This is a genomic window from Pseudomonas sp. MYb541 (genome assembly GCF_037479595.1).
GTDB classification, from domain to species: Bacteria; Pseudomonadota; Gammaproteobacteria; order Pseudomonadales; family Pseudomonadaceae; genus Aquipseudomonas; species Aquipseudomonas canadensis.
The window spans coordinates 31363-53211 of the sequence record NZ_JBBGYS010000041.1 but is presented as its reverse complement, the minus strand read 5'-3'; the positions used below and the strand labels follow the sequence as shown (position 1 = coordinate 53211).

At 60.0% G+C, this 21849-nt stretch carries 19 protein-coding genes and 1 riboswitch; of the genes, 11 read left to right on the top strand and 8 right to left on the bottom strand.

From position 1 onward, the window contains the following. The first annotated feature begins 7 nt into the window (after window positions 1-7). The 6 genes from WH299_RS22920 (at window position 8) to WH299_RS22895 (ending at window position 9565) form a co-directional block, all read left to right on the top strand. Entirely contained in the window at window positions 8-610 is a 603-nt protein-coding gene (locus tag WH299_RS22920) for a GNAT family N-acetyltransferase (protein ID WP_339551372.1), read from the top strand. Between the two features lie 420 nt (window positions 611-1030). Beyond that, a complete protein-coding gene (gene mgtA, locus WH299_RS22915; protein WP_126571228.1) occupies window positions 1031-3736 on the top strand; it encodes a magnesium-translocating P-type ATPase in 2706 nt (901 codons plus the stop codon). A 16-nt stretch (window positions 3737-3752) separates the two neighbouring features. Then, complete coding sequence (locus WH299_RS22910) at window positions 3753-4469, top strand: MgtC/SapB family protein (protein ID WP_010211291.1); 717 nt, start codon at window positions 3753-3755, stop codon at window positions 4467-4469. A gap of 299 nt (window positions 4470-4768) precedes the next feature. Then, window positions 4769-5395: a response regulator transcription factor gene (locus WH299_RS22905; protein ID WP_126571227.1), complete on the top strand. Its 627-nt coding sequence runs from the start codon at window positions 4769-4771 to the stop codon at window positions 5393-5395. Window position 5396: 1 nt separating this feature from the next. Next, window positions 5397-9011, top strand: a complete 3615-nt coding sequence (locus WH299_RS22900) for a transporter substrate-binding domain-containing protein (RefSeq protein ID WP_339551371.1) — start codon at window positions 5397-5399, stop codon at window positions 9009-9011. Window positions 9012-9145: 134 nt separating this feature from the next. Continuing rightward, window positions 9146-9565 carry a chemotaxis protein CheY gene (locus tag WH299_RS22895; RefSeq protein WP_123474198.1) on the top strand — a complete coding sequence of 140 codons (420 nt, stop codon included), beginning with the start codon at window positions 9146-9148 and terminating at the stop codon, window positions 9563-9565. On the opposite strand, the gene dkgB is transcribed toward WH299_RS22895, so the two are convergent. The 4 genes from dkgB to WH299_RS22875 all read right to left on the bottom strand — a co-directional run bounded on the left by dkgB (window position 9562) and on the right by WH299_RS22875 (window position 13684). Then, complete coding sequence (gene dkgB / locus WH299_RS22890) at window positions 9562-10380, bottom strand: 2,5-didehydrogluconate reductase DkgB (RefSeq protein WP_122724325.1); 819 nt, start codon at window positions 10378-10380, stop codon at window positions 9562-9564. The two genes, WH299_RS22895 and dkgB, sit on opposite strands and share 4 nt — an antisense overlap. An 87-nt stretch (window positions 10381-10467) precedes the next feature. Continuing rightward, on the bottom strand, window positions 10468-11400 hold the full coding sequence (locus tag WH299_RS22885; RefSeq protein ID WP_339551370.1) for an ABC transporter substrate-binding protein: 933 nt from the start codon (window positions 11398-11400) through the stop codon (window positions 10468-10470). Beyond that, complete coding sequence (locus WH299_RS22880) at window positions 11397-11756, bottom strand: (2Fe-2S) ferredoxin domain-containing protein (protein ID WP_122684258.1); 360 nt, start codon at window positions 11754-11756, stop codon at window positions 11397-11399. Before WH299_RS22880 ends, WH299_RS22885 begins: the two co-directional genes overlap by 4 nt. After that, a complete protein-coding gene (locus WH299_RS22875) occupies window positions 11756-13684 on the bottom strand; it encodes a TonB-dependent receptor plug domain-containing protein (RefSeq protein WP_323624489.1) in 1929 nt (642 codons plus the stop codon). The genes WH299_RS22880 and WH299_RS22875 overlap by 1 nt, the downstream gene beginning before the upstream one ends. A gap of 91 nt (window positions 13685-13775) precedes the next feature. Next, window positions 13776-13979, bottom strand: a riboswitch (cobalamin riboswitch). 54 nt (window positions 13980-14033) lie between these two features. Between WH299_RS22875 and WH299_RS22870 the strand changes: the two genes are divergently transcribed. Then, on the top strand, window positions 14034-14480 hold the full coding sequence (locus WH299_RS22870; protein WP_339551369.1) for an outer membrane protein: 447 nt from the start codon (window positions 14034-14036) through the stop codon (window positions 14478-14480). Window positions 14481-14490: 10 nt separating this feature from the next. On the opposite strand, the gene WH299_RS22865 is transcribed toward WH299_RS22870, so the two are convergent. The 4 genes from WH299_RS22865 to WH299_RS22850 form a co-directional block, all read right to left on the bottom strand. After that, the gene (locus WH299_RS22865; RefSeq protein ID WP_339551368.1) at window positions 14491-15318 is read right to left on the bottom strand and encodes a hypothetical protein; all 828 of its coding nucleotides are present in this window, start codon (window positions 15316-15318) and stop codon (window positions 14491-14493) included. Continuing rightward, on the bottom strand, window positions 15306-15506 hold the full coding sequence (locus WH299_RS22860) for a hypothetical protein (RefSeq protein ID WP_122724334.1): 201 nt from the start codon (window positions 15504-15506) through the stop codon (window positions 15306-15308). Before WH299_RS22860 ends, WH299_RS22865 begins: the two co-directional genes overlap by 13 nt. A gap of 120 nt (window positions 15507-15626) precedes the next feature. Beyond that, the gene (locus WH299_RS22855; protein WP_016977386.1) at window positions 15627-16205 is read right to left on the bottom strand and encodes a helix-turn-helix domain-containing protein; all 579 of its coding nucleotides are present in this window, start codon (window positions 16203-16205) and stop codon (window positions 15627-15629) included. Continuing rightward, on the bottom strand, window positions 16193-18148 hold the full coding sequence (locus WH299_RS22850) for an oxidoreductase (protein ID WP_339551367.1): 1956 nt from the start codon (window positions 18146-18148) through the stop codon (window positions 16193-16195). The genes WH299_RS22855 and WH299_RS22850 overlap by 13 nt, the downstream gene beginning before the upstream one ends. Before the next feature lie 131 nt (window positions 18149-18279). Between WH299_RS22850 and WH299_RS22845 the strand changes: the two genes are divergently transcribed. The 4 genes from WH299_RS22845 to WH299_RS22830 all read left to right on the top strand — a co-directional run bounded on the left by WH299_RS22845 (window position 18280) and on the right by WH299_RS22830 (window position 21845). After that, window positions 18280-19038 carry a class II aldolase/adducin family protein gene (locus WH299_RS22845; RefSeq protein ID WP_028619638.1) on the top strand — a complete coding sequence of 253 codons (759 nt, stop codon included), beginning with the start codon at window positions 18280-18282 and terminating at the stop codon, window positions 19036-19038. A gap of 41 nt (window positions 19039-19079) precedes the next feature. Next, window positions 19080-19718 carry a TetR family transcriptional regulator C-terminal domain-containing protein gene (locus WH299_RS22840; RefSeq protein WP_339551366.1) on the top strand — a complete coding sequence of 213 codons (639 nt, stop codon included), beginning with the start codon at window positions 19080-19082 and terminating at the stop codon, window positions 19716-19718. 151 nt (window positions 19719-19869) lie between these two features. Continuing rightward, the gene (locus WH299_RS22835) at window positions 19870-20661 is read left to right on the top strand and encodes an enoyl-CoA hydratase-related protein (RefSeq protein ID WP_122724339.1); all 792 of its coding nucleotides are present in this window, start codon (window positions 19870-19872) and stop codon (window positions 20659-20661) included. Window positions 20662-20684: 23 nt separating this feature from the next. Next, window positions 20685-21845 carry an acyl-CoA dehydrogenase family protein gene (locus WH299_RS22830; protein WP_122724341.1) on the top strand — a complete coding sequence of 387 codons (1161 nt, stop codon included), beginning with the start codon at window positions 20685-20687 and terminating at the stop codon, window positions 21843-21845. Window positions 21846-21849 lie beyond the last annotated feature (4 nt).

The window sequence follows — 21849 nt, the reverse complement described above, 5'->3', positions numbered from 1 at the left end:
GATGGACATGGACGTTGATTCACACGGGTTGCCGGCGTGTTCCGTCGTGGGCATTCAGGTCGTTGAGCTGGGTGATCGCGATGAGGTCGAGTTGCAGCGGTTTTTCGAGCGGGCGCCGGATTACTTCATGGCGGTCAACGGCGAGCCGGCCACTGCGACTGAGGCGTATGAGGAATTGCAGGGACAGTTACCCGCAGGGTGGGCATGCCGCCGCCTGTATTGGCTGGGTTACCGCAATCAGGAAAACCAGCTGGTGGCGGTGGTGAACATTGCGGCGGACTTGCTGGCTGTTGGTGTTTGGCATATCGGGCTTTTGCTGGTGGATGCTCGCTTGCATGGCACCGGGCTGGCGCGGCAGTTGCACGCGGATCTTGAGGTTTGGGCCGCGGGCAACGGCGCTCAATGGCTGCGTTTGACGGTCGTCATTGGCAATGCCAAGGCCGAACGTTTCTGGCCTAAGCTTGGCTATGTGCAGGTACGCACCCGCGAAGGGATCACGATGGGGCGTCAGGTGAACAGCGTATCGATTCAGGTCAAGGCCCTGACAGGTGGGCAGGTGGGTGATTACCTGGCGTTGGTGCCGCGGGATCAAGTGGATGCAACTTCCTGAACCCATCCTGAAGAATCTTCTTATTCCCCATACGGAAACTTTCCTACGGTTTACTCTCTCATCATCGGGGCGTAAGCTTCGCGCGTTTTCATCAATAGCGGAGACCCTCAGTGGGTACTTGTTCGAGTGACAGTAGTCGGCCGGTTTCGGTAACCGGCACAGGCTTGGCAAGGTAACGCGCATTTTTCCGATGCCGTTGTCTCGCCACTAAAAGCGAGAAGCGGCATCCCGGCAGCGCCAGTCCTGGCACCTGCCCGAATCCCTCTCATCGACGCTGACCAGCACCCGCCTTACCTCGGGATGCTACGGACGCGCCTGTCTTTTACGACAGGCGGGCCAAGCTGGCTGTGCCTATAAAACGGGCGCGGTGCAGACGGCGGTACCTGCACGACGGTTTTTTCCTCGCGCAGGAGTAACACCATGAACCTGACTCTGTTGAAAGAGTTCTTTGCCGGCTTCCTGCGGACCCGGCACATCGCCCGGCATTTCCGCCGCCTGGCGATGCTCGACACCGTGACCGACGCCAGCGTCAGCCGCGAAGTCCCGCCGACCCTGGCGCAAACCCTGGTGGTCTCGGCCAACAGCAGTGCGGTGCAATTGCTCGGCACCCTGGGCAGCCATTCCGAGGGTTTGACGACTCAGGAAGCCGATGCCCTGCGCGTGCAATACGGCCTCAACGAAGTCGAGCATGAGCAACCGCTGCCATGGTGGGTGCACCTGTGGCACTGCTACAAAAACCCGTTCAACCTGCTGCTGACGTTGCTGGCGGTGATCTCCTGGCTGACCGAAGACATGAAGGCCGCCACGGTGATTTTCTCCATGGTGGTGCTGTCGACGCTGCTGCGTTTCTGGCAGGAGGCCAAGTCCAACAAGGCGGCCGATGCGCTGAAAGCCATGGTGAGCAACACCGCTACGGTGCTGCGCCGCGATGAAGCCAAGCGCATCGAACTGCCAATCAAACAACTGGTGCCGGGCGACCTGATCGTACTGTCCGCTGGGGACATGATCCCCGCCGATTGCCGCGTACTCAGCGCCAAGGACCTGTTTGTCAGCCAGGCGGCAATGACCGGTGAATCGATGCCGGTGGAGAAGTTCGCCCAGCAGCAGGACGCCAAGACCCGCAACCCGCTGGACCTGGAGAACATCCTGTTCATGGGCACCAACGTGGTGTCCGGCGCGGCGACGGCGGTGATCCTGACCACCGGCAACAGCACCTATTTCGGCGCCTTGGCCCAGCGCGTGACCGCGACTGATCGCGCCACCACCTCGTTCCAGCATGGCGTGAACAAGGTCAGCTGGCTGCTGATCCGCTTCATGTTCGTGATGGCGCCGCTGGTGCTGTTCATCAACGGTTTCACCAAGGGCGACTGGACCGAGGCACTGCTGTTCGCGCTATCGATTGCCGTGGGCCTGACCCCGGAAATGTTGCCGATGATTGTCACGTCCACCCTGGCCAAGGGCGCGGTGTTTCTGTCGCGTAAAAAAGTCATCGTCAAGCGCCTGGATGCGATCCAGAACTTCGGCGCCATGGACGTGCTGTGCACCGACAAGACCGGCACCCTGACGCAGGACAAGATTTTCCTGGCGCGTCATGTGGACGTGTGGGGTGAAGAATCCGATGACGTGCTGGAAATGGCCTACCTCAACAGCTACTACCAGACCGGCCTGAAAAACCTGCTGGACGTGGCGGTGCTGGAGCATGTGGAGGTACATCGCGAGCTGAAAGTCGGCACGGCGTTCCAGAAGGTCGATGAGATCCCGTTCGACTTCAACCGCCGCCGCATGTCCGTGGTGGTCGCCGAGCAGGGCCAGCCGCACCTGTTGATCTGCAAGGGTGCTGTGGAGGAGATTCTGTCGGTGTGCAACAACGTGCGCCATGGCGACGTCAATGAAGCACTGACCGATGACCTGTTGGCACGTATCCGTCAGGTCACCGCCGCGTTCAATGAAGAAGGCCTGCGCGTGGTCGCCGTGGCCGCGCAACCGATGGCGCCGGGGCGTGACACCTACAGCCTGGCGGATGAGAATAACCTCACGCTGATCGGTTACGTCGCGTTCCTCGACCCACCCAAGGAAAGCACCGCGCCTGCGCTCAAAGCCCTCAAGGCCCATGGCGTGGCAGTGAAAGTGCTGACCGGCGACAACGAACTGGTCACCGCCAAGATCTGCCGCGAAGTGGGCCTGGAGCAACAGGGTCTGCTGATGGGCAACGACATTGAGGACATGACCGACGCCGAACTGGCCAAGGCCGTGGAAACCACCAATGTGTTCGCCAAGCTGACGCCAAGCCACAAGGAACGCATCGTGCGCTTGCTCAAGGCCAATGGGCATGTGGTCGGCTTCATGGGCGACGGCATCAACGATGCGCCGGCGCTACGGACCGCCGATATCGGCATTTCGGTAGACAGCGCTGTGGATATCGCCAAGGAAGCTGCCGACATCATCCTGCTGGAAAAGAGCCTGATGATCCTGGAGGAGGGTGTGCTGGAAGGCCGGCGCACCTTCGCCAACATGCTCAAGTACATCAAGATGACTGCCAGCTCCAACTTCGGCAACGTGTTCTCGGTGCTGGTGGCCAGCGCGTTCATTCCGTTCCTGCCGATGCTGCCAATGCATCTGTTGGTGCAAAACCTGCTGTATGACATTTCGCAGATTGCGATCCCGTTCGATCACGTCGACGACGAGATGCTGAGTAAACCCCAGCGCTGGCAGCCAGGAGATGTCGGCCGTTTCATGCTGTTTTTCGGGCCGATCAGTTCGATCTTTGACATCACCACGTTCGCACTCATGTGGTACGTCTTTGACGCCAATACCCCCGACCACCAGACCCTGTTCCAGTCCGGCTGGTTCGTGGTGGGGTTGCTGACCCAGACGCTGATCGTGCACATGATCCGCACCCCGAAAATCCCGTTCCTGCAAAGCCGTGCGGCGATGCCGTTGATGGTGATGACCGGCGTGATCATGGCCGTGGGGATTTTCCTGCCGATGGGGCCGCTGGCGCATTACTTCAAGTTGCAGGCGCTGCCGTCGCTGTACTTCGTGTTCCTGCCGGTGATTCTGCTGGCGTACATGGCGCTGACCCAGGCGGTGAAGGGCTACTACATCCGTAAGTTTGGCTGGCAATGAACAGGGAAGATTTCCTATGCAAGCAATCAACAACATCAACCTTGAATCCCTGGTCGACACTCTGGTCAGCCTCACTGCGGCCTTTGTCCTCGGCGGCTTGATCGGTTTCGAACGTCAATACCGCCAGCGCACGGCGGGCCTGCGCACCAACGTGCTGGTGGCAGTGGGCGCGGCGATTTTCGTCGACATGGCTAGCCGACTCGGCGGCGCGGAAGGCGCGGTGCGGGTGGTGGCCTATGTAGTCTCGGGCATCGGCTTTCTCGGTGCCGGTGTGATCATGCGTGAAGAGGGCAACGTGCGTGGGCTCAATACGGCGGCTACCCTCTGGGCATCGGCGGCGGTGGGCGCCTGCGCGGGGGCCGACCTGGTGCTCGAAGCGCTGCTTGGCACGCTGTTTGTGCTTGCGGCCAACACCTTGCTGCGACCGATTGTCAACAACATCAACCGTCAGCCGTTGGACGTGGTGTCGGCAGAGGTCACCAACATCTTGTATGTGATCGCCCGGCGTACCCAGCAGAAAGCCGTACTGGCTTTGCTGGAAGCGGAGCTGGCACGTTGCAACTACCCGGCCAGCGATGTGGACGTGCGTCCCTTTGGCACGGAAGAAGTGGAGATCGAAGCCACCTTGGCCGTGACGTCGGTGGACGGTGACGAACTGGACGCGCTGGTGGCGCGAATTTCGATGTCGACCCTGGTGGTGCAAGCGTTCTGGAGCCCAAGTACTACCGAGTAATCCCCGGCTGTCTGGGATTGTCCCGCGCAAAGCTGACTATGCTTTTGCGAGGAAAAGTCCTACAAGCAATCGAGACTATCCCTTCATCTGATAAGCCACACCGTTGTTAACGTTGCGCCCTTGCGCCTTAGAAACCAAGGCGCATCTGACCGTATTGACAGTGTTTTATCAAAAGGAGGGGTCTGTCCTACCTGAAGTGTCATGCAGAGTAATCAGTACCGTTTGTCGGAACTGTTACTTTTCACAGGTAGATGGGTCCCGTGTGATATGTAAGCGTACTGATCCCTCGGGGGAGTCTTATGAGCAAAGCTTTAATTGTGGATGATCACCCTTTTATCCGTGCCACCGTGAAGTACCTGTTGAAGCAAGAAGGCTTTGTTGAAATCTATGAAGCGGGCAACGGCGCCGACGCCATGCAGTGCGCGCGTGAGCAGCGCCCGGACCTGATCATCCTCGACTTGGCCATGCCCAAGCTCGGCGGGCTGGAGGTGATCAGCCGGATCAAGTCGCTGGAGCTGCCTTGCAAGATCCTTGTGCTGACCTCCTACCTGGCGGTGTTCTTTTCCACCCGCTGCATGCGCGCCGGGGCCATGGGCTTCGTGGCCAAGACGGGTGAACTGGACGAGTTGCAAAAGGCGATCAGGGCGATCCGCTCCGGCTACAGCTGCTTCCCGAGCGTGGCCACCAGTTCAGTGCGCCGTGACGATTTGCAGACTACCGAGCAAGAACTGGTCGAAGCGCTGTCGGACCGCGAATTGACGGTGCTGCAAAAGCTGGCTCTGGGCCTGAGCAATAAGGAAATCGCCGAGGATATGCTGCTGAGCCACAAAACCATCAGCACCTACAAGACGCGACTCAAGGAGAAGCTGCGTATGTCTTCGGTAGTGCACCTGTCCAAGTTCGCCCAGCGCAATCGTCTGATCTGAAATGGCCACCTCCCGGCTGTTGAGATTCACGGCCATCCTGTTGATCGGGTTGTTTTCCCATGCAGCGATGGCCCTGGATGAGCCGCACTCCCTACGGCTCCTCGGTCACGCCACACTTGAGAACCCAGGCGTGGCGCTTGATGAAAGCGACTGGCGCTGGTTGCGCCAGCGGCGCACGTTGGTGATGGGGGTGTCGGCGCCGGACTACGCGCCTTTCGACCTTAGCAACAACAATGATTTTGAAGGTATCACCGCTGACTACGCGTGGTTGATCAGCCTTATCTTAAGCGTGCCCATTGAAGTTCGACGCTATGACACCCGCGATGAGGTGATCGAGGCACTCAAGCTGGGAGAAGTGGATTTAGTAGGGTCGGCCAATGGCTACGAAGCCGCCGACAAGGACCTGATACTGTCTCGTTCCTACGCCAATGATCAACCTGTGCTGGTAACCCGCGCGGGTGACAGTCATTTGCTGAGCGCCGACCTGGCCGGCAAACGCGTGGCGATGCTCTACCACTACATGCAGCCTGACGCGGTGCAAGCCTATTACCCAGCGGCACAACTGCTGTTGTACGGTTCGACCCACCAAGCCATCGGCGCCGTCGCTTTTGGCCAGGCGGATGTGTACCTGGGCGACGTCATCAGTACCCGTTATCTGATCCAAAAGAATCACCTCAATAATGTGCGCGTGGCCGACTTTTCCGGGCTGGAGGTCAACCCGTTCGGGTTCGCTTTCTCCGGGGATAACATCCGCCTGCTGAATATCATCAACGCAGCGCTGGCCGTGATCCCGGCCAACCAGCAAATGAGCATCCTGCGCCGCTGGAGTGCCGGAGACAGCGGCTTCCTGGAGGCCGACCGTTTGCGCCTGAGCGACAGTGAGCAGCGTTGGCTGGAGAAGCATCCTCGGGTAAAGGTCGCGGTGCTCGACAAGTTCATGCCGCTGTCATTCCTGAATGAGCAGGGGCAATTCGCAGGGCTGAGCGATGAGGTGTTGTCGCGGATCAGCTTGCGCACGGGTTTGAAGTTCGAGATGGTCCACAGCAATTCTTTACCTCGGCAAATTGACGAGGTCAGCAACGGGCAAGTGGACATGCTTGCGGTCATTACGCCTAGCGTCGAGCGTGCCGAAAAAGTCCGCTTCACCCGACCTTACCTGTCCAACCCCTATGTGCTGGTGGCGCGTGCCAGTGATGAACGGCTGCTCACCCTGGAAGACATGCCCGGAAAACGGCTGGCGTTCATTGGCGGCAACAGCCTCGGTGCACAGATAGCCCGGGACTATCCAGGTATCAAGTTTGTCGACGTCGAGAACCCCGAGGCCGCCATGGACCTGGTCGCCAAGGGGAGTGTCGATGCGACTATTGTTTCGTTGATCAGCGCACGCTACATGATTGCGCGCAATTATCGAGACCGTCTGCGTATCACCACCACGATCGGCACGGAACCGGCGCGCATTGCCTTCGGTGTCAACCGCAGCCAACTGGAGCTGTATTCGATCCTCGAGAAGGCGTTGTTGAGTATCACGCCTGAAGAAATGGACGAACTGACCAACCGTTGGCGCAGCGAGATCATCATCGAAGACAGCTACTGGAGCAGCCACCGCAATGTGATCATCCAGGGGTTTGGTCTGGCCGCGTTGCTGCTGCTGGTGACGCTGGGTTGGGGGCTCTACCTGCGTAACCTGATACGCAAGCGCGCCCAGGCAGAGCGAGCCTTGAGCGACCAGATGCGATTCATGAGCGTGCTGATCGACGGCACACCCCATCCGATTTACGTGCGCGATCGCCAGGGCCGGTTAATGGCCTGTAACAATGCTTACCTTGATGTGTTTGGCTTCAGGTTGGAGGACGTGATCGGCAAGACTGTGGTGCAAACCGACACGGGCAACCCGCCGCAGGCCCAGTCGTTCCATGCCGATTACCTGGACCTGATGGAGCGGGGCGAGCCGCAGATCCAGGATCGCGTACTCAAGGTGCCAGGTGGTGGTGTGTTGACCATTTACCAGTGGATGCTGCCGTACCGTGACAGTAATGGCAGCGTCGTGGGCATGATCGCCGGCTGGGTGGATGTCAGCGAGCGCCAGCGCCTGCTTGGCCAGTTGCAGGAAGCCAAGGAGGAAGCCGACGCCGCCAACCGTGCCAAGACAACCTTCCTGGCGACCATGAGCCATGAGATTCGCACACCGATGAATGCGGTGATCGGTATGATCGAGCTGGCCCAGAGAAACGCCGAGCAGGGCCGTGTCGATCAGGACGCGCTAGAGGTGGCGTCGATGGCGTCCCGGAGCATGCTGGAGTTGATCGGCGATATCCTCGACATTGCACGGATTGAAACCGGCCACCTGTCCTTGAGCCTGGAGCAGGCCAATCTCCATGAGTTGTTGGCCTCCGTGGCGCGCGTTTTCGAGGGGTTGGCTCGGGATAAGGGGCTGCAGCTGCAAGTCGAGCTTGATCCGCTGATCGATCGAACGGTGCTGATCGACCCTTTGCGTTTCAAGCAAGTGGTGTCCAACCTGCTGGGCAATGCCATCAAATTTACCGCCGCCGGGCAGGTGCGTATGGGCGCTCAGAGCACACCGGCGTTGGTCGGTGACCACTTGGACCTTCGGTTGTTTGTGGAAGATACGGGGATTGGCATCAGTGCCGAAGATCAGCAGCGCTTGTTCAACCCGTTTATCCAAGGCAGCAACAACGACCAATCGGCGCGCAGTGGCTCCGGCCTCGGGTTGGTGATCAGCCGCAACCTGTGCGAGATGATGGGCGGCGAATTGCATTTGACCAGTGTACAGGGCAAGGGAACGCGAGTGGACGTGACGTTGGCGCTGGCGCTGACCACCGAAACGACGGTTTCTTTACCTGTTCAACCTGCGCCTGCGACACCTGCATTGAACCTCCTGGTGGTCGATGATTACCCGGCCAATCGCTTGCTGTTGACTCGACAACTGAGCTTCCTGGGACATCACATCGTCACTGCCGAGGACGGCGCTGAGGGCTTTGCCCTGTGGCAGGCCGGGCAGTTTGATGGCGTCATCACCGACAGCAATATGCCAGTCATGGATGGCTACACATTGGCACGTGATATCCGTGCCCAGGAGCGTCAGCGTGGCCTGGTGCCGTGTCTGCTACTGGGGTTTACCGCCAACGCGCAACCGGAGGAGACCGAGCGCTGCCGGCAGGCGGGCATGGACGGTTGTCTCTTCAAACCGACCGGCCTGGATGATCTGCGCACGGCGTTGGCGTCGCGCACCGCGGCACCGAGGGTGAAAGAGGGCATGCCGGTATGTGACTTGAGTACGCTGGTCGCTCTGACAGGCGATGATACTGCCGGGCTCAATGAGTTGCTGACGCCATTGCTCAGTAGCCTCGCGATGGACCGCTTGCTGCTATCGGCGCTGCAAGAACACGCGGACTTTGGCAAGTTGCATGACCTGGCCCATCGCGTCAAAGGTGGGGCGCGCATGGTCAAGGCGGCGGCGCTGGTCGCTTGTTGTGAAGCGCTGGAGGGCGTGTGTGAAAGGGGGGACCGTGATGCGTTGGCGGATTCGGTTGAAGCCATTGGCCACGCCATTGATAGCTTGCATCATAGCTTGAGCACCCACATCAAGCAGGCTTGACTGAAGTGGATGGCTATTCGGTGGGTTTGGGAGAATTCCTACGTGGAACAGGAATAAACCTGATTTTGTCTTCGGGGTATGTCTGGAAAATGGGGCTCGCTCACTGACGAGCGCTGCCTGCCCAGGGATTCGCCATGCCAAATAAAGCACTGACCATCCTGATTGCCGATGAACAACACCTGCAACGTTTGTATATCGAGAAAATGCTCAATCGGTTGGGATACTTCAGGATCGTACCGGTGGAAACCGTTGAAGAGGCCCAGTTGCTCACCGCCATTCCGGCCCTGCCCTTTGATGTGCTGATCATCAATGCGGGCCTGACGGCTCATGCTTGCGGGTCTCAACTCCAGGCGCACCATGTGCTGGTCTACGATCACTTGGACCTGAGTACCCGCGCTGACGTAACGCCGGCGGTGCTGGTGCGGTTGCCCGGCGTGCCTGACAACGTCAACCTTGAACACTTCATGGACATCATTGACCCACCCGCAGCCACTGCCGGCCTGCGGGTGTTGCCGTGGTTGCGCGAGTTATCCCAGCCAGCAGCCGGGGTTTAATCCCATTTCGGTGCGATACCCTTGGGGCTGGTCAGGCGATGGCCGCGTTCCAGCTCGGCAATCTGTGCCATGTCGGCAGTACTCAAGGTCAGTTGCAGGGCCTTGAGGTTACTCTCCAGGTTGGTGCGCTTGGTTGACGACGGGATGACTGCGTAGCCCAATTGCATGGCCCAGGCCAGCGTCACTTGCGCTGGGGTCGCCTGATGGCGTTCGGCGATTTGCTGGATCACAGGGTCCTTGAGCACTTCGCCGTAGGCCAGGGTCATGTACGACGTGATCTGAATGCCGTTGGCGGTGGCGAAGTCCACGACCTTGCGGTTTTGCAGGTAGGGGTGCAGTTCGACCTGGTTGGTGGCGATGTTTTCGGCGCCAACGGCTGCAATCGCTTGTTTCATCAAGTCGACGGTGAAGTTGGAAATGCCGATCTGGCGGGTCAGTCCCAGGCGCTTGGCTTCCAGCAACTGGTCCATGAATTCGGCAACAGGCACCTGGTCTTCCGGCGAGGGCCAGTGGATCAGGGTCAAGTCCAGGTAGTCGGTCCTCAGTTTGCTCAGACTTTCGCGCAGGCTTGGAATCAGCTGGCCTTCGGCGAAGTTGGCGATCCAGATCTTGCTGGTGATAAACAACTGGTCACGTGGCACGCCGCTGTCGGCAATTGCCTGGCCGACGTCGGCTTCGTTCTCGTAGATCTGCGCGGTGTCGATCACACGGTAGCCCAGTTCCAGGCCGGTGCTCACCGAGTCGATCACCACCTGGCCTTGCAGGCGGAAGGTGCCGAGGCCGAAGGCCGGGATATTGTGAGTTGGGATAGACATCAGTAACTCCTGAAGGGGTATGAACAATGGAGTCGAGTATCCGCCTGTCGTTCCTTCGGAAAAACCGCCGAATCCGAAAAGGACTCTTTACCGCAGGTCACGAATTGCCAGCGCCTTGAACCGCTGTGTCAATGACAGAGCCACCTGACCGCTGCCCGTGTTGGGCACCACGTGGGTGAAGGGAATGTCGATCAGGCGGTTCTCGCGCACGGCGCGCAGCTTCGAAAGCACCGGGTCGGTGGTCAGCAACTGCCGCTTGCGGGTGGCCGGTGACCACAGGGCGTCGGCCAGCAGGATCACGTCCGGGTCCTTAGCCAACAGGGTTTCATTGCTGACGGTCACCCGTGACAACGGGATATCGGCCAGTACATTGCGTGCACCGGAAGCTGCCAGCAAGGTGGTGACAAAACCCCGTTCACCTTCGCTATCGAGTCCACCCACTTCACTGTCCAGGTAAAACACCGACAGCGGACGGGCATCCCCGATCAGCGCGTGGGCGTGTGCCAGGTCAGCATCCAACGCATCGCTCAGCATTTGAGCGCGCTGGGTTTTGTGCAGCAGGGCGCCGAGGGTAAACAGGTCCTGGCGAATATGTCCAAAATAATCCAGGGAGTGACCCGCGCAGGCGGACTCCAACAGGTACGACGCCACCCCGTTGCTTGCCAGACCGGTGCGCGATGTGACCCCATTACCGAACGCACTGGCAAAGCCGCCGACTACCAAGTCCGGATGCTGTGCATACAGCACTTCACTGGACGGGTATTTCGCCGCGATGACCGGCACGTCAAAGTACTCGCCATGCCGGTGTGCAATGCCGTTGTCGTCCAGGTACGCCACACCCACCAGCGTAGGACCGGCATCCAGCGCCAGCAGCAAATCGGCGGCGTGCTGGTTGAGTGCTACGATTCGCGACGGCGGTGACGGGGGCACGCTCCAATCCTGGGCGCAGTTGCGATAACTGTCTGCCAGCGCCGATGTGCCGCAGAACAGCGCGACTGGCAATAGCCAGGTTTTTTTCATGGTAGGTCCTTGATCAGCAGGTCTTGCACCACATCGCCACCCACCAGGTGCACATCCACCAGGCGCAGCACATCGGCCTTGTTGCGCACGCCATACCAGCAGCGCTCGGGATACACCGTGAGTACCGGCCCGAGGTTGCACGGGAACTGGCAATGGGTGCGCGTCAGCAGCACGCCACCGGGCACTTCGATATGCTCATGTTCCAGCAACCGGCGACGCAGGGTTTTCCACAGTTGCAAGGCGCCGCGCTGCGTACAGCGCGGGCCGGTGCACAGGAATACATGGCGGGCGTGGTCCGGCATACGGGACCAGTCGGGATGGAAGTCCACCCCGTCGATTTTGGTGATCTCAGTCATCAGAAACGATACGTGTAACGCACCTGCGACGTGAACGGGCGGCCGAGGTTATCGACGTTGCTGGCGCGGCTGGTGACGTAGTCGCGGTCGAACAGGTTTTCCACCAGCAGACTCAGGCGGTGCTGGTGGGCGTTGTCGAGGTAGCGATAGGCATCGGCGTCCACCACGGAGTAGTGGCCGTATTCGACTTTTTTCGAGCTAGTGATGTCGCGGATATAGCGGATCGCAGTACCTGCGCCCCATAAGCGGTTTTCCGATTCGAAACCGATCCGTGAACGGGCAAAAAAGCTCGGAATGTCGTTGATAGTGACACCGGTGCGGGACTCGGTGAGGTTGCGCGTCATGTCGGCTTGCAGGCTCCACTGGTCGTCGAGTGCAAGCTTGGCGTCGGCCTCGAAGCCGCGCATCTGGATCTGGCCCTGGCCGTTGACCCACTGCACATCGTCAAGCGTGATCAGGTCGGTGATCTTGCGTTTGAACAGCGTAACGCTGGCACTGAAATCACGTTCGGCCAGCAACCCTTTGTAATCGATACCCAGCTCGGCGTTGCGGCTTTTCTCCGGCTTGAGGTTGCGGTTGCCGATTTCGTCGCCTGGCTCGTTGACGAACAACTGCTCGGCGTTGGGCAGTTTGTAGGCCGTACCGTATTGGCCGCGCAGGGCCCAGTGGTCGTTGAGGTCGTAGAGCGAGGTGAGCATGCCGACGGTGGCGCTGTCGCCGCCGCTCATGGCTTCATGGCGCACGCCGATGCTGGGGTGCCAGTTGGGCAATGCGTCGATCTGCGGCCGCAATTGCGTATACAGCGCATGGGCCTGGGCCTTGTTGTCGTCGATCACGAGTACATCGTCCTGGCCCTTGAACCACTGGTTGTCGCTGCCCACCACCAGCACATGGCCGCCTGGCAATTCGGCCTTGCCTTCGGCCTGCACGCCCCAATCGGTAAAGCCCCAGTAGTCATTGTGATTGCGCACATTGCGGCCGCCATTCGCGGTGTTGTCGATCCGCGTGTAACGCGTGTCCCAGTCGTTGATATGGCCCTTGACGAAGTAGCTCAAGCGCTCGTTGATCGCCTGTTCGAAAGTGGCCGTGGCGATCTGTTGCACGCGGTCGTTAGTGGTCTTGTAGTTGTTCACCGGCCGTGCGAAATCAAGGTTGGCATCGGCATATTGGTAGAACAATTCCAGGCGCGAGTCATCGCCAAACGACTGGATGGCCTTGGTGCCTAAGGTGGTCACTTCGTACGAGCGTTTTTTGTCGCTGACGCGGCCGCTGTAGTCGCTGTTGCGAAACGGCTGGTAGCCTTCGGAGGCGTTGCGGCTGACATACGCCAACAGGCCGAGGTCTCCCCAGCCGTTGGTGAAGATCTTCTCGACCCGCGCATCGCCGGTGGTGCCGCCGAAGGTATCGACTCCCAGGTTCACTTCACCGGACGCCTGGCGGGTCTGCGGGCTGCGCGTGACGATGTTGATTACCCCCGATACCGCCTGGGTGCCGAACAGCAGGCTCTGGCCGCCCTTGAGCACTTCGATGCGCTCGATGGCGTTGGCCGGCAGCGTGTCGAGGTACAGGCCGCCATACAGGCGGTTGTTCAGGCGTACGCCGTCGAGCAGGATCAGCGTGTCATCGTTGCGCCCGCCCAGCAGGGAATAGGTGCCGTAGTCGAATGGGCCGTTTTTCGGCGCCACGTAGAGGCCGGGGATGAACATCTGCATCACCCGCGTCACGTCGGCGGCGGGGCCGGCGCGTTCGATCTGTTCGCGGGTGACGATCTCCACTTTGCTGCCGTACTGGGCCATGGCGGCGACGGTGGTGGATTCCACGGAGGGGGCGCAGATGATCTGCTGGTTGAGTACCAGGGTGTTGTCGTCGGCAAGCAACAGGGGGCTGAACAGCGAGCCGAACAAAGGGATCAGGGAACGTCGAATCATAGTCTTCTCGAAAGTATCTTCGCAGAAGCACGCAGGAGAAGGCATCGCGCACACGCCGACACCGGCCCATGCCCGCCCACCGCAGGAGTTTGCCTAACAGAAATTCCAGGCCGGTCTCCGGGCTCTCGCGTATGGATCCCTTCACCTTCCCATGGCGCGCAGGCCACAGTGGTGTGTCGAAGGGGTCACGCGAATACCGTTGCGGGGGCAGCACCGGACTGGCTCAAAGAGCGTACCGGTTTCCCGTTTCACCCCAAGCACGGCGGCAGGGGGCACCTGAAACAGGGCGGCATCTGAACATTCGCATGACCGTTCGTCAACTCCGTCATCCAGGATTCTCAGGCTTTACTTGCCAGCAAGGGGGCGGCGCGGCATCGGCACCGCCCAACTCAACACCCGCCTAGCGCTGAACAACAAATTCGAATCGAAGATCAAGTACCTTGGGACCCTGCGCGGTCGCTTCGGTTATGCGTTCGACCACGCCCTGGTCTACGGCACGGCTGGTCAGGCCTATGGCGAAACCAGCCAGAGCGTCGACATGTTCCCCGCAGGCAATACCCGGTTCAGCGGCGACCAGAGTCATTTCAAGATGGGTTATACGGTAGGAGCTGGTATCGAACAGGCCATCACCAAGAACCTGTCGTTCAAGACCGAATACCTGTACTACGACCTGGGTGAAGACAAGCTGAACGTCGCGGTGATTCCGGGCAGCGGTGGAGCAGGGACTGGGTATGATCCCAAGTTCAAGAACAATGGGCAGATGTTACGCGTCGGGTTGAACTGGAAGTTTTACTGACGTTGGAGCCTCAGGCGCAGAGGCTTTCAGCGTGCACCGGGCGCGCGGGGCGGTGTTGATGAAACTCGCCTTGTCGCTGCTTGCGGTTTTTTCGGGTATGGACCGCGTTCCAGATCGTGAAGTCGAACTGCGTGGCGGAAACGACATTTTCCTGGATCAGTGTGATGGGCGGCGGGGTGGCTGCATTTGAGTAGTGAGTATTCAGCGTGACCTCCAGTGTGTCCTTGTCTCGGTAACCGCTGAGTATGGGGATCAGCGTGAAGGCATGATCGACACCTTCGGACTCGCTCGGTGTGCCGGCGAACAGTACGATTCCGACGTAGACCTTGCGATCGTTCAAGCTGAACATGTACGGCCGGCACTGCGCGATGGACTCTCTCAGCAAAACTCTGAAAGGTGTACCCTCAAGGACACCCAGCGCCAGCAGCGAGTGGAGCTGGACGTCTGTTTCCAGCTGCAATATTTTCTTCATCGCGCCTGCATAGAACGCTGACCAGAAGAAAGGAATAACCAGGGCCGTCAGCCCGACCTGTATCAGGAAAACCCATAGCGTGCCGTTTTTTTCGTTGGCAATATCAAGTTGCACCAATAGCGTGCCCAAGTATCTGCTGTAGTCTGTTGCAATGACATGACCCATGATCGGGACCGCCTGCTTTGACACTGCCAGGACGGCTGCGGTCAGAAGGGTCGAGACGATCAGGCAAGCCATCCCCATTCTGGCCACCTGCAAATAGAGCAGTTGCCCTTGGAAACGGTGCAGGCGCACGTAAAAAAAGGGATGCCTGACGCAGACCATGTATCCGCTGACCAGTAATGGGACGATGATCAGCAAGCCCATGAATGATCAGCCTCCATTTTACGTACTTGGTGCAGGGCGTCCTTGTAACCCTGTGACTCCAAGACTTCGGCGGCATCCAAGCCGATGCCTGCGTATACGACTTTCCAGGTTTTACGGCACTTGACCTCTTTCACACGCTCCCACTCGTCCTGGGTCGGCTTCCCAAACAACAAATGCAATAACGACATGGCGACACCCTCGAAGAGAAGTAGCCATTTTTATAGCAAGGGAAAGGGACCCTAACCATTGATGGCCGCCTTGCCACTGTCGCCAGTTCCCGTAGGAAACGTCTCCATTTGTATGGCTGCCTAAAATGTCGGCGGTGTAATCACCCAGATCACCACGGTTTCTACCTTGCCAGGGTTGCCGTATCGATGGGGCTCACGGCTGGCGAAGCTGAAACTGTCACCGGCCTGCAGCAGGAAGTGTCGCTCACTCACCCACAACTCGAACTGGCCGCTCAGTACGTATCCCGCTTCTTCGCCTTCATGGCTGTAGTTCTGCTGGCTATACGTACCCGGCGGGAAGCTTGATTGGAGCATTTCCAGTTGGTGGTTGGGTAACGGCGTCAGCAATTGGTCGACGATGCCGTCCTCGTAGTGAATGCTCTGGCGGTTGCCTTTGCGCACGACATAGCCTTCGTCCTCGACAGCGGCTACGGTTTCGCTGGCGAAGAACCACTGGATGGTCACGCCCAGGCTGCGGGCAATATTGAACAATGCGGGAATCGATGGATACGCCAGGTTACGCTCCAACTGGCTGAGGTAGCCGGCCGTCAATTCGCTAGCCTGCGCCAGGGCCGTGAGGGTCAGGCCACGCGCCTTGCGCAGCCCACGAATGCGCGTGCCGAGAAACAGTTGCTGGGGATTGTCTGTCACAGGTTCCACGCCACTTTGAGTCCTTCGTAGATCGCTTCTTCGGCGGTGCGCGGGGCCAGGCAGTCGCCGATACGATCAAAGGGCACCAAGCCTTGCAGCTCCGCGCCCAGAGTGTCTACCGGCTGGTGGCCTTGGCACAACACCAGCGTGTCGATATTTTCCAGCAGCATCGGCTCGCCGCTGGCGGTGTGTTGCAAGTAGACCGTGGTGTCATCGCAGCCATAGAGGCGGGCGTAAGGGATGATCGGGATGCCCAGCCGATGCAGTTCGCCAGCCAATTGATCGCGTACATACAGTGGCAGGTTTTCCCCACAGTGGGTGCCATTGACCGCCAGTTGCACCTGATGGCCGGCGCGCATAAGGCGCTCGGCAATACCGGGGCCGATCCAGTCGCAACGCCAATCGACCACCACCACCGAGCGGCCCAACGTGACCTGCTCGCGCAGCACCTGCCAGGCATCCACCACCTGAAGCTCGCCACCCTGTTCGAAGGCTGGCCAATAAGGCTCGGCGCCGGTGGCAATGATGACGTGATCGGGCTGTTCCTGTTCCACCCATTTACGGTCAACCCGGGTATGGCGTACCACTCGTACCCCCGCCAGTTCCATTTCACGTTGCAGGTTGGTACTGGCCCCGCCGAATTCGCTGCGCCGTGGTAGCAGTTGGGCCAGCAACACTTGCCCGCCGAGTTGACCGCTGGCTTCGTACAGCGTTACCGCATGCCCGCGTTGCGCGGCGACTGCCGCTGCTTTCATGCCCGCCGGGCCACCGCCCACCACCATGATGCGTTTGGGCTTCACTGCCTGTTGCAACTCACCAAACACCAACTCGCGACCGGTCTCGGGATGCTGAATACAGGAGATCGGCAGCCCCTTGTGAAAATGACCGATGCAGGCTTGATTGCAGGCGATGCACGCCCGCACGTCTTCGGCACGGCCCTCAAGGGTCTTGGCCGGCATCTGCGGGTCGCAGATCAACGCACGCGTCATGCCGCAGACATCGGCCTGGCCCCGCGCCAATATCAGTTCGGCTTCCTGAGGCTGATTGATTCGCCCTGTGACGAATAGCGGAATCGACAGGCTGGCCTTGAACGTCGCCGCCTCGTTGGCGAGGTACGCGGCGGCAATCGCCATGGGTGGCACGATGTGGACTGCGCCGCCCAGGGACGCTGATGTGCCCGCGACGATATGCACGTAATCCAGCTGGGTTTGCAGGTGTTGAACGGCTTCAAGCGACTCGTTTTCAGTGAGGCCTTCGGCGTCGCGTTCATCGGCAGAAATGCGCAGCCCGATAATGAACTGTTCGTCGGTGGCGGCCCTTACGGCATAGATGACTTCCCTCAAGAACTTCAACCGATGTTCCAAAGAACCGTTGTAATCATCGGTACGCTGGTTTACCCGAGGATTGAGAAATTGCGCCGGCAGATAACCATGGCTGGCAACCACTTCCACCCCATCGATCCCGGCCTCATGCAAGCGCCTGGCAGCGCAGGCATAACCCGCGACGATCTCGTTGATCATCGCCTGGTCCAGCGCTCGTGGCATCACGCGAAAGCGTTCATTCGGCACCCCAGACGCCGAGTACGCCACGGCCAGCAGGCCATCGGCCGACTCCATGATTTCCCGGCCCGGATGGAAGATCTGCGACAGCACCACGGTGCCGTGGGCATGGCAGGTCTTGGCCAATTCGCGGTAGCCGTCAATGCAGCTGTCTTCGGTCGCCATCAGCACATGGGAGGTATAGCGCGCACTGTCATGCACCCCGGCCACCTGTAACACGATCAGCCCCACACCGCCTTCGGCGCGAGCACGGTGGTAGGCGATCAACTGCGCATTGACCCGGTTATCGGTAGGCATAGAGGTGTCATGCCCGCTGGACATGATGCGGTTTTTCAGGCGTTTGCCACGCAGCTCCAGCGGTTCGAACAGGTGGGGAAAGGTCGGGTGCGACATGGTGCGGATACTCCAGGCGCTGTTATTGTTATTTTTCTATAGGAGGCGAGCGTCAGTAAAAAATCAACTTGTTTTTTTACTATTGACTGGATTAGCGTCGCCCTCACCAACCCCGTGCCTGGAGAATAAAAATGACTCACTCCATCGAACAGCAGCTGCGTGAACAGCTCGCCGCGTGCTATCGATTGATCGCGCACTACCGCATGAGTGATCTGATTTTCACGCATATTTCGGTGCGCATCCCTGGGCCCGAGCATCACTTCCTGATCAATCCCTACGGGCTGATGTTCGACGAAATCACCGCCTCGAGCCTGGTGAAGATCGGCCTGGACGGTCACGCCGTGGAGCCCTCGGCTTATGCGGTCAACCCGGCGGGCTTCGTGATTCATAGTGCGATTCATGGCGCCCGCGAAGACGCTCAGTGCGTGCTGCACACCCACACCCGCGCAGGCTGTGCAGTGGCGGCCTTGGAGTGCGGCTTGTTACCGGTGAACCAGATCTCCATGGAGTTCTACGGCAAGGTGGCCTACCACGATTACGAAGGTGTGGCCCTGGACATGGATGAGCAGCAGCGGCTGGTGCGGGACCTGGGCGACAAGCCGGTGCTGATGCTGCGCAACCATGGTTTGCTGACGGTGGGTGAGACTGTCAGCCAGGCGTTCCTGCGCATGTATTACCTGGAGAAGGCCTGCGATATCCAGATTGCCGCCCAGGCGTGCGGCAAGCTGGTGCTGCCGTCTGACGAGGTCTGCGCCTACACCGAACAGCAATTCAACAACCCTGGCCGCCCGCTGGAAGAGGGTGAGTTGGTCGACCTGGACGCCATGCAACTGGCCTGGGCGGCGTTGCTGCGGATGCTGGATCGGGTGTCGCCGGGCTATCGCGACTGAGGTAGAGTCGTGATGCCGACTCAATCGTAGGAATTTGCCGCATGACCCAGGAATCCCGTTTTTCCCGGATGGAGCCGGAAGTGCGCAAGGCCAATCTGGTCCAGGCCACGCTCACGTGTCTCAAGCGTGATGGTTTCCAGGGTGCGTCGATCCGCAAGATCAGCGCCGAGGCCGGGGTGTCGGTGGGGCTGATCAGCCATCACTATTCGGGCAAGGATGAGCTGGTGGCGGAGGCCTACCGCACCATCACCGACCAGGTCATGAGCCTGCTGCGCGAAACCATGGCCAAGGCGCCGCCGAACCCCCGGGAGCGCCTGTCGGCGTTGTTCCGTGGTTCGTTTTCCGCCGAATTGCTCGACCCGCACCTGCTGGACGCCTGGCTGGTGTTCTGGGGCGCGGTCAAGACCGCGCCGGCGATCAACCTGGCTCACGAACACTCCTATGGCGAATACCGCACCATCATGCGTTCGGCGCTGACCGACATGGCCAAGGAGGAGGGCTGGAAGCACTTCGACGCCGATCTGGCCGCCATCGGCCTGAGCGCACTGCTCGACGGGTTGTGGCTGGAGTCGGGGCTCAACCCCGGCACGTTCACGCCGCAGCAGGGTATCCAGATCTGCGAAGCTTGGGTCGATGGCCTGCAGGCCGGTGGTCGCCAGCGTTATCAGCTCAAACCCTGAGTCTTCTGCAGCCGCCTGAACGCAAGGTTCAGGTCGGCCATTTCCCCTTCTGAAAATATTTGCGGTTTGCCGATTGCCTTCTTACTGAACACTTGTTTAGTATCGCCTCGTGTCGCACCCCTCAAGCCAACTAAAATAATTCGAGGAAGCCATGACTACCGATTCGCCCGTGCTTACTCATGTGCAAGCTGGCGTTGCCTGGATCACCCTCAATCGTGGCCCGCAGCGCAACGCCTTGGACATTCCCACCCTCAAGCACCTGCACGCCTTGCTCGACGCCTTCAACACCGACCCCGCTGTGCGCGTGGTGGTATTGACCGGCAACGGTCGCAGCTTTTGCGCCGGGGCCGACCTGGCCGAGTGGGCTGATGCCGAAGCCCGTGGCGCCCTCGAAACCTATGGCTGGACCGAAACCGCTCACGCCTTGATGACTCGCCTGCACACCCTCGACAAACCCACGATTGCCGCCATCAACGGCACCGCCGTCGGCGCGGGCATGGACCTGACCCTGTGCTGCGACTTGCGCGTCGCCACCCAATCGGCGCGCTTCAAAGCCGGCTACACAGGCATGGCCTACTCGCCCGACGCCGGTGCCAGTTGGCACTTGCCGCGCCTGATCGGCAGCGAACAAGCCAAGCGCCTGCTGTTCCTTGACGAACTGTGGAGCGCCGACCGCGCCCTGGCCGCCGGCCTTGTCGGAGAGGTGGTTGCGGATGATCAACTGCACGCCCACACCACCGAACTCGCCACGCGCCTGGCCAACGGTCCGACCTTCGCGTTCGCCCAGACCAAGACCCTGATCCGTGAAGGCGCCGACCGCAGCCTGCCCGAGCAATTGCAGGCCGAACTGGCCGCTGGCTTGTTGTGCGGACGCAGTGCCGATGGCGCCGAAGCCTTGCGCGCCTCCCTGGAAAAACGCCTCCCGAATTTCTCCGGCAAATAACAACACCCCGAACAGGTAGCGCCATGAATTTCCAACTCAGCCAAGAACAAGACATGTTGGTGGACGCGGTACGCAGTTTTGTTGCCAAGGAATTGTTGCCCCATGAAGAGGCGGTGGACCGTGCCGATGAGGTTTCGCCCGAGTTGGCTGCGCAGATTCGCGATAAGGCGATTGCCGCTGGGTTCTATGCCTTCAACATGCCGGAAGAAGTGGGCGGCGGTGGCCTGGACTACCTGTCCCAGGCGCTGATCGAGCGGGAGTTGTCCAAAGTCTCGTGGGCGCTGCATGTGTTTGTCGCGCGGCCGTCCAAGATCCTGATGGCGTGCACCGGCTCGCAGATTGGCGACTACCTGTTGCCCTGCGTGCAAGGCAAGAAAATCGACTGTTTTGCCTTGACCGAACCCGGCGCCGGTTCCGACGCCAATGCCATCAAGACCCGCGCCGTGCGCAGTGGCGATGACTTTGTGATCAACGGCAGCAAGCACTTCATCAGCCACGCCGGGCACGCCGATTTCGCCATCGTGTTTGCGGTCACTGATACCTACGAACACAACGGTCGACAGCGCAACGCGGTGACCTCGTTCCTGGTGGACCGGGGGACGCCGGGCATGACCATCCGCCGTGGTCCCAAGTGCGTGAGCAACCGGGGTTATCACACCTACGAAATGTTCTTTGACGACTGCCGCGTACCGGCCTCCAAGGTACTGGGCGAAGTGGGTAAAGGCTGGGAAGTAGCCAACGCCTGGCTCACCGCTGGTCGTGTGATGGTGGCCGCCAACTGCGTCGGCCAGGCCCAGCGCGCGCTGGATGTGTCGTTGCAATGGGCGGCGGACCGCAAACAGTTCGGCCAGCCGATCGGCAGCTACCAAGGCGTGAGTTTCAAGTTGGCCGACATGGCCACGCAGATTCGCGCCGCTGAACTGCTGACCCTGCACACCGCCTGGAAAATGGACCAAGGCAGCATGACCGACGGCGAGGCCGGCATGGCCAAGCTGTTTGCCAGTGAAACCCTGGGCAAGGTCGCTGACGAAGCCGTGCAGATTTTCGGCGGCATGGGCTTGATGGATGAAGGGCCGGTCGAGCGCATCTGGCGCAACGCACGGATCGAGCGGATCTGGGAAGGTACGTCGGAAATCCAGCGCCATATCATCGCCCGTGAACTGTTGCGGCCACTGTTGCGTTAAGCGG

Bases quoted from the DNA above. Each gene is read 5' to 3' on its own strand.
- WH299_RS22920 (WP_339551372.1), top strand. From the start codon at position 8: ATGGACGTTGATTCACACGGGTTGCCGGCGTGTTCCGTCGTGGGCATT.
- mgtA (WP_126571228.1), top strand. From the start codon at position 1,031: ATGAACCTGACTCTGTTGAAAGAGTTCTTTGCCGGCTTCCTGCGGACC.
- WH299_RS22910 (WP_010211291.1), top strand. From the start codon at position 3,753: ATGCAAGCAATCAACAACATCAACCTTGAATCCCTGGTCGACACTCTG.
- WH299_RS22905 (WP_126571227.1), top strand. From the start codon at position 4,769: ATGAGCAAAGCTTTAATTGTGGATGATCACCCTTTTATCCGTGCCACC.
- WH299_RS22900 (WP_339551371.1), top strand. From the start codon at position 5,397: ATGGCCACCTCCCGGCTGTTGAGATTCACGGCCATCCTGTTGATCGGG.
- WH299_RS22895 (WP_123474198.1), top strand. From the start codon at position 9,146: ATGCCAAATAAAGCACTGACCATCCTGATTGCCGATGAACAACACCTG.
- dkgB (WP_122724325.1), bottom strand. From the start codon at position 10,380: ATGTCTATCCCAACTCACAATATCCCGGCCTTCGGCCTCGGCACCTTC.
- WH299_RS22885 (WP_339551370.1), bottom strand. From the start codon at position 11,400: ATGAAAAAAACCTGGCTATTGCCAGTCGCGCTGTTCTGCGGCACATCG.
- WH299_RS22880 (WP_122684258.1), bottom strand. From the start codon at position 11,756: ATGACTGAGATCACCAAAATCGACGGGGTGGACTTCCATCCCGACTGG.
- WH299_RS22875 (WP_323624489.1), bottom strand. From the start codon at position 13,684: ATGATTCGACGTTCCCTGATCCCTTTGTTCGGCTCGCTGTTCAGCCCC.
- WH299_RS22865 (WP_339551368.1), bottom strand. From the start codon at position 15,318: ATGGGCTTGCTGATCATCGTCCCATTACTGGTCAGCGGATACATGGTC.
- WH299_RS22860 (WP_122724334.1), bottom strand. From the start codon at position 15,506: ATGTCGTTATTGCATTTGTTGTTTGGGAAGCCGACCCAGGACGAGTGG.
- WH299_RS22850 (WP_339551367.1), bottom strand. From the start codon at position 18,148: ATGTCGCACCCGACCTTTCCCCACCTGTTCGAACCGCTGGAGCTGCGT.
- WH299_RS22845 (WP_028619638.1), top strand. From the start codon at position 18,280: ATGACTCACTCCATCGAACAGCAGCTGCGTGAACAGCTCGCCGCGTGC.
- WH299_RS22840 (WP_339551366.1), top strand. From the start codon at position 19,080: ATGACCCAGGAATCCCGTTTTTCCCGGATGGAGCCGGAAGTGCGCAAG.
- WH299_RS22835 (WP_122724339.1), top strand. From the start codon at position 19,870: ATGACTACCGATTCGCCCGTGCTTACTCATGTGCAAGCTGGCGTTGCC.
- WH299_RS22830 (WP_122724341.1), top strand. From the start codon at position 20,685: ATGAATTTCCAACTCAGCCAAGAACAAGACATGTTGGTGGACGCGGTA.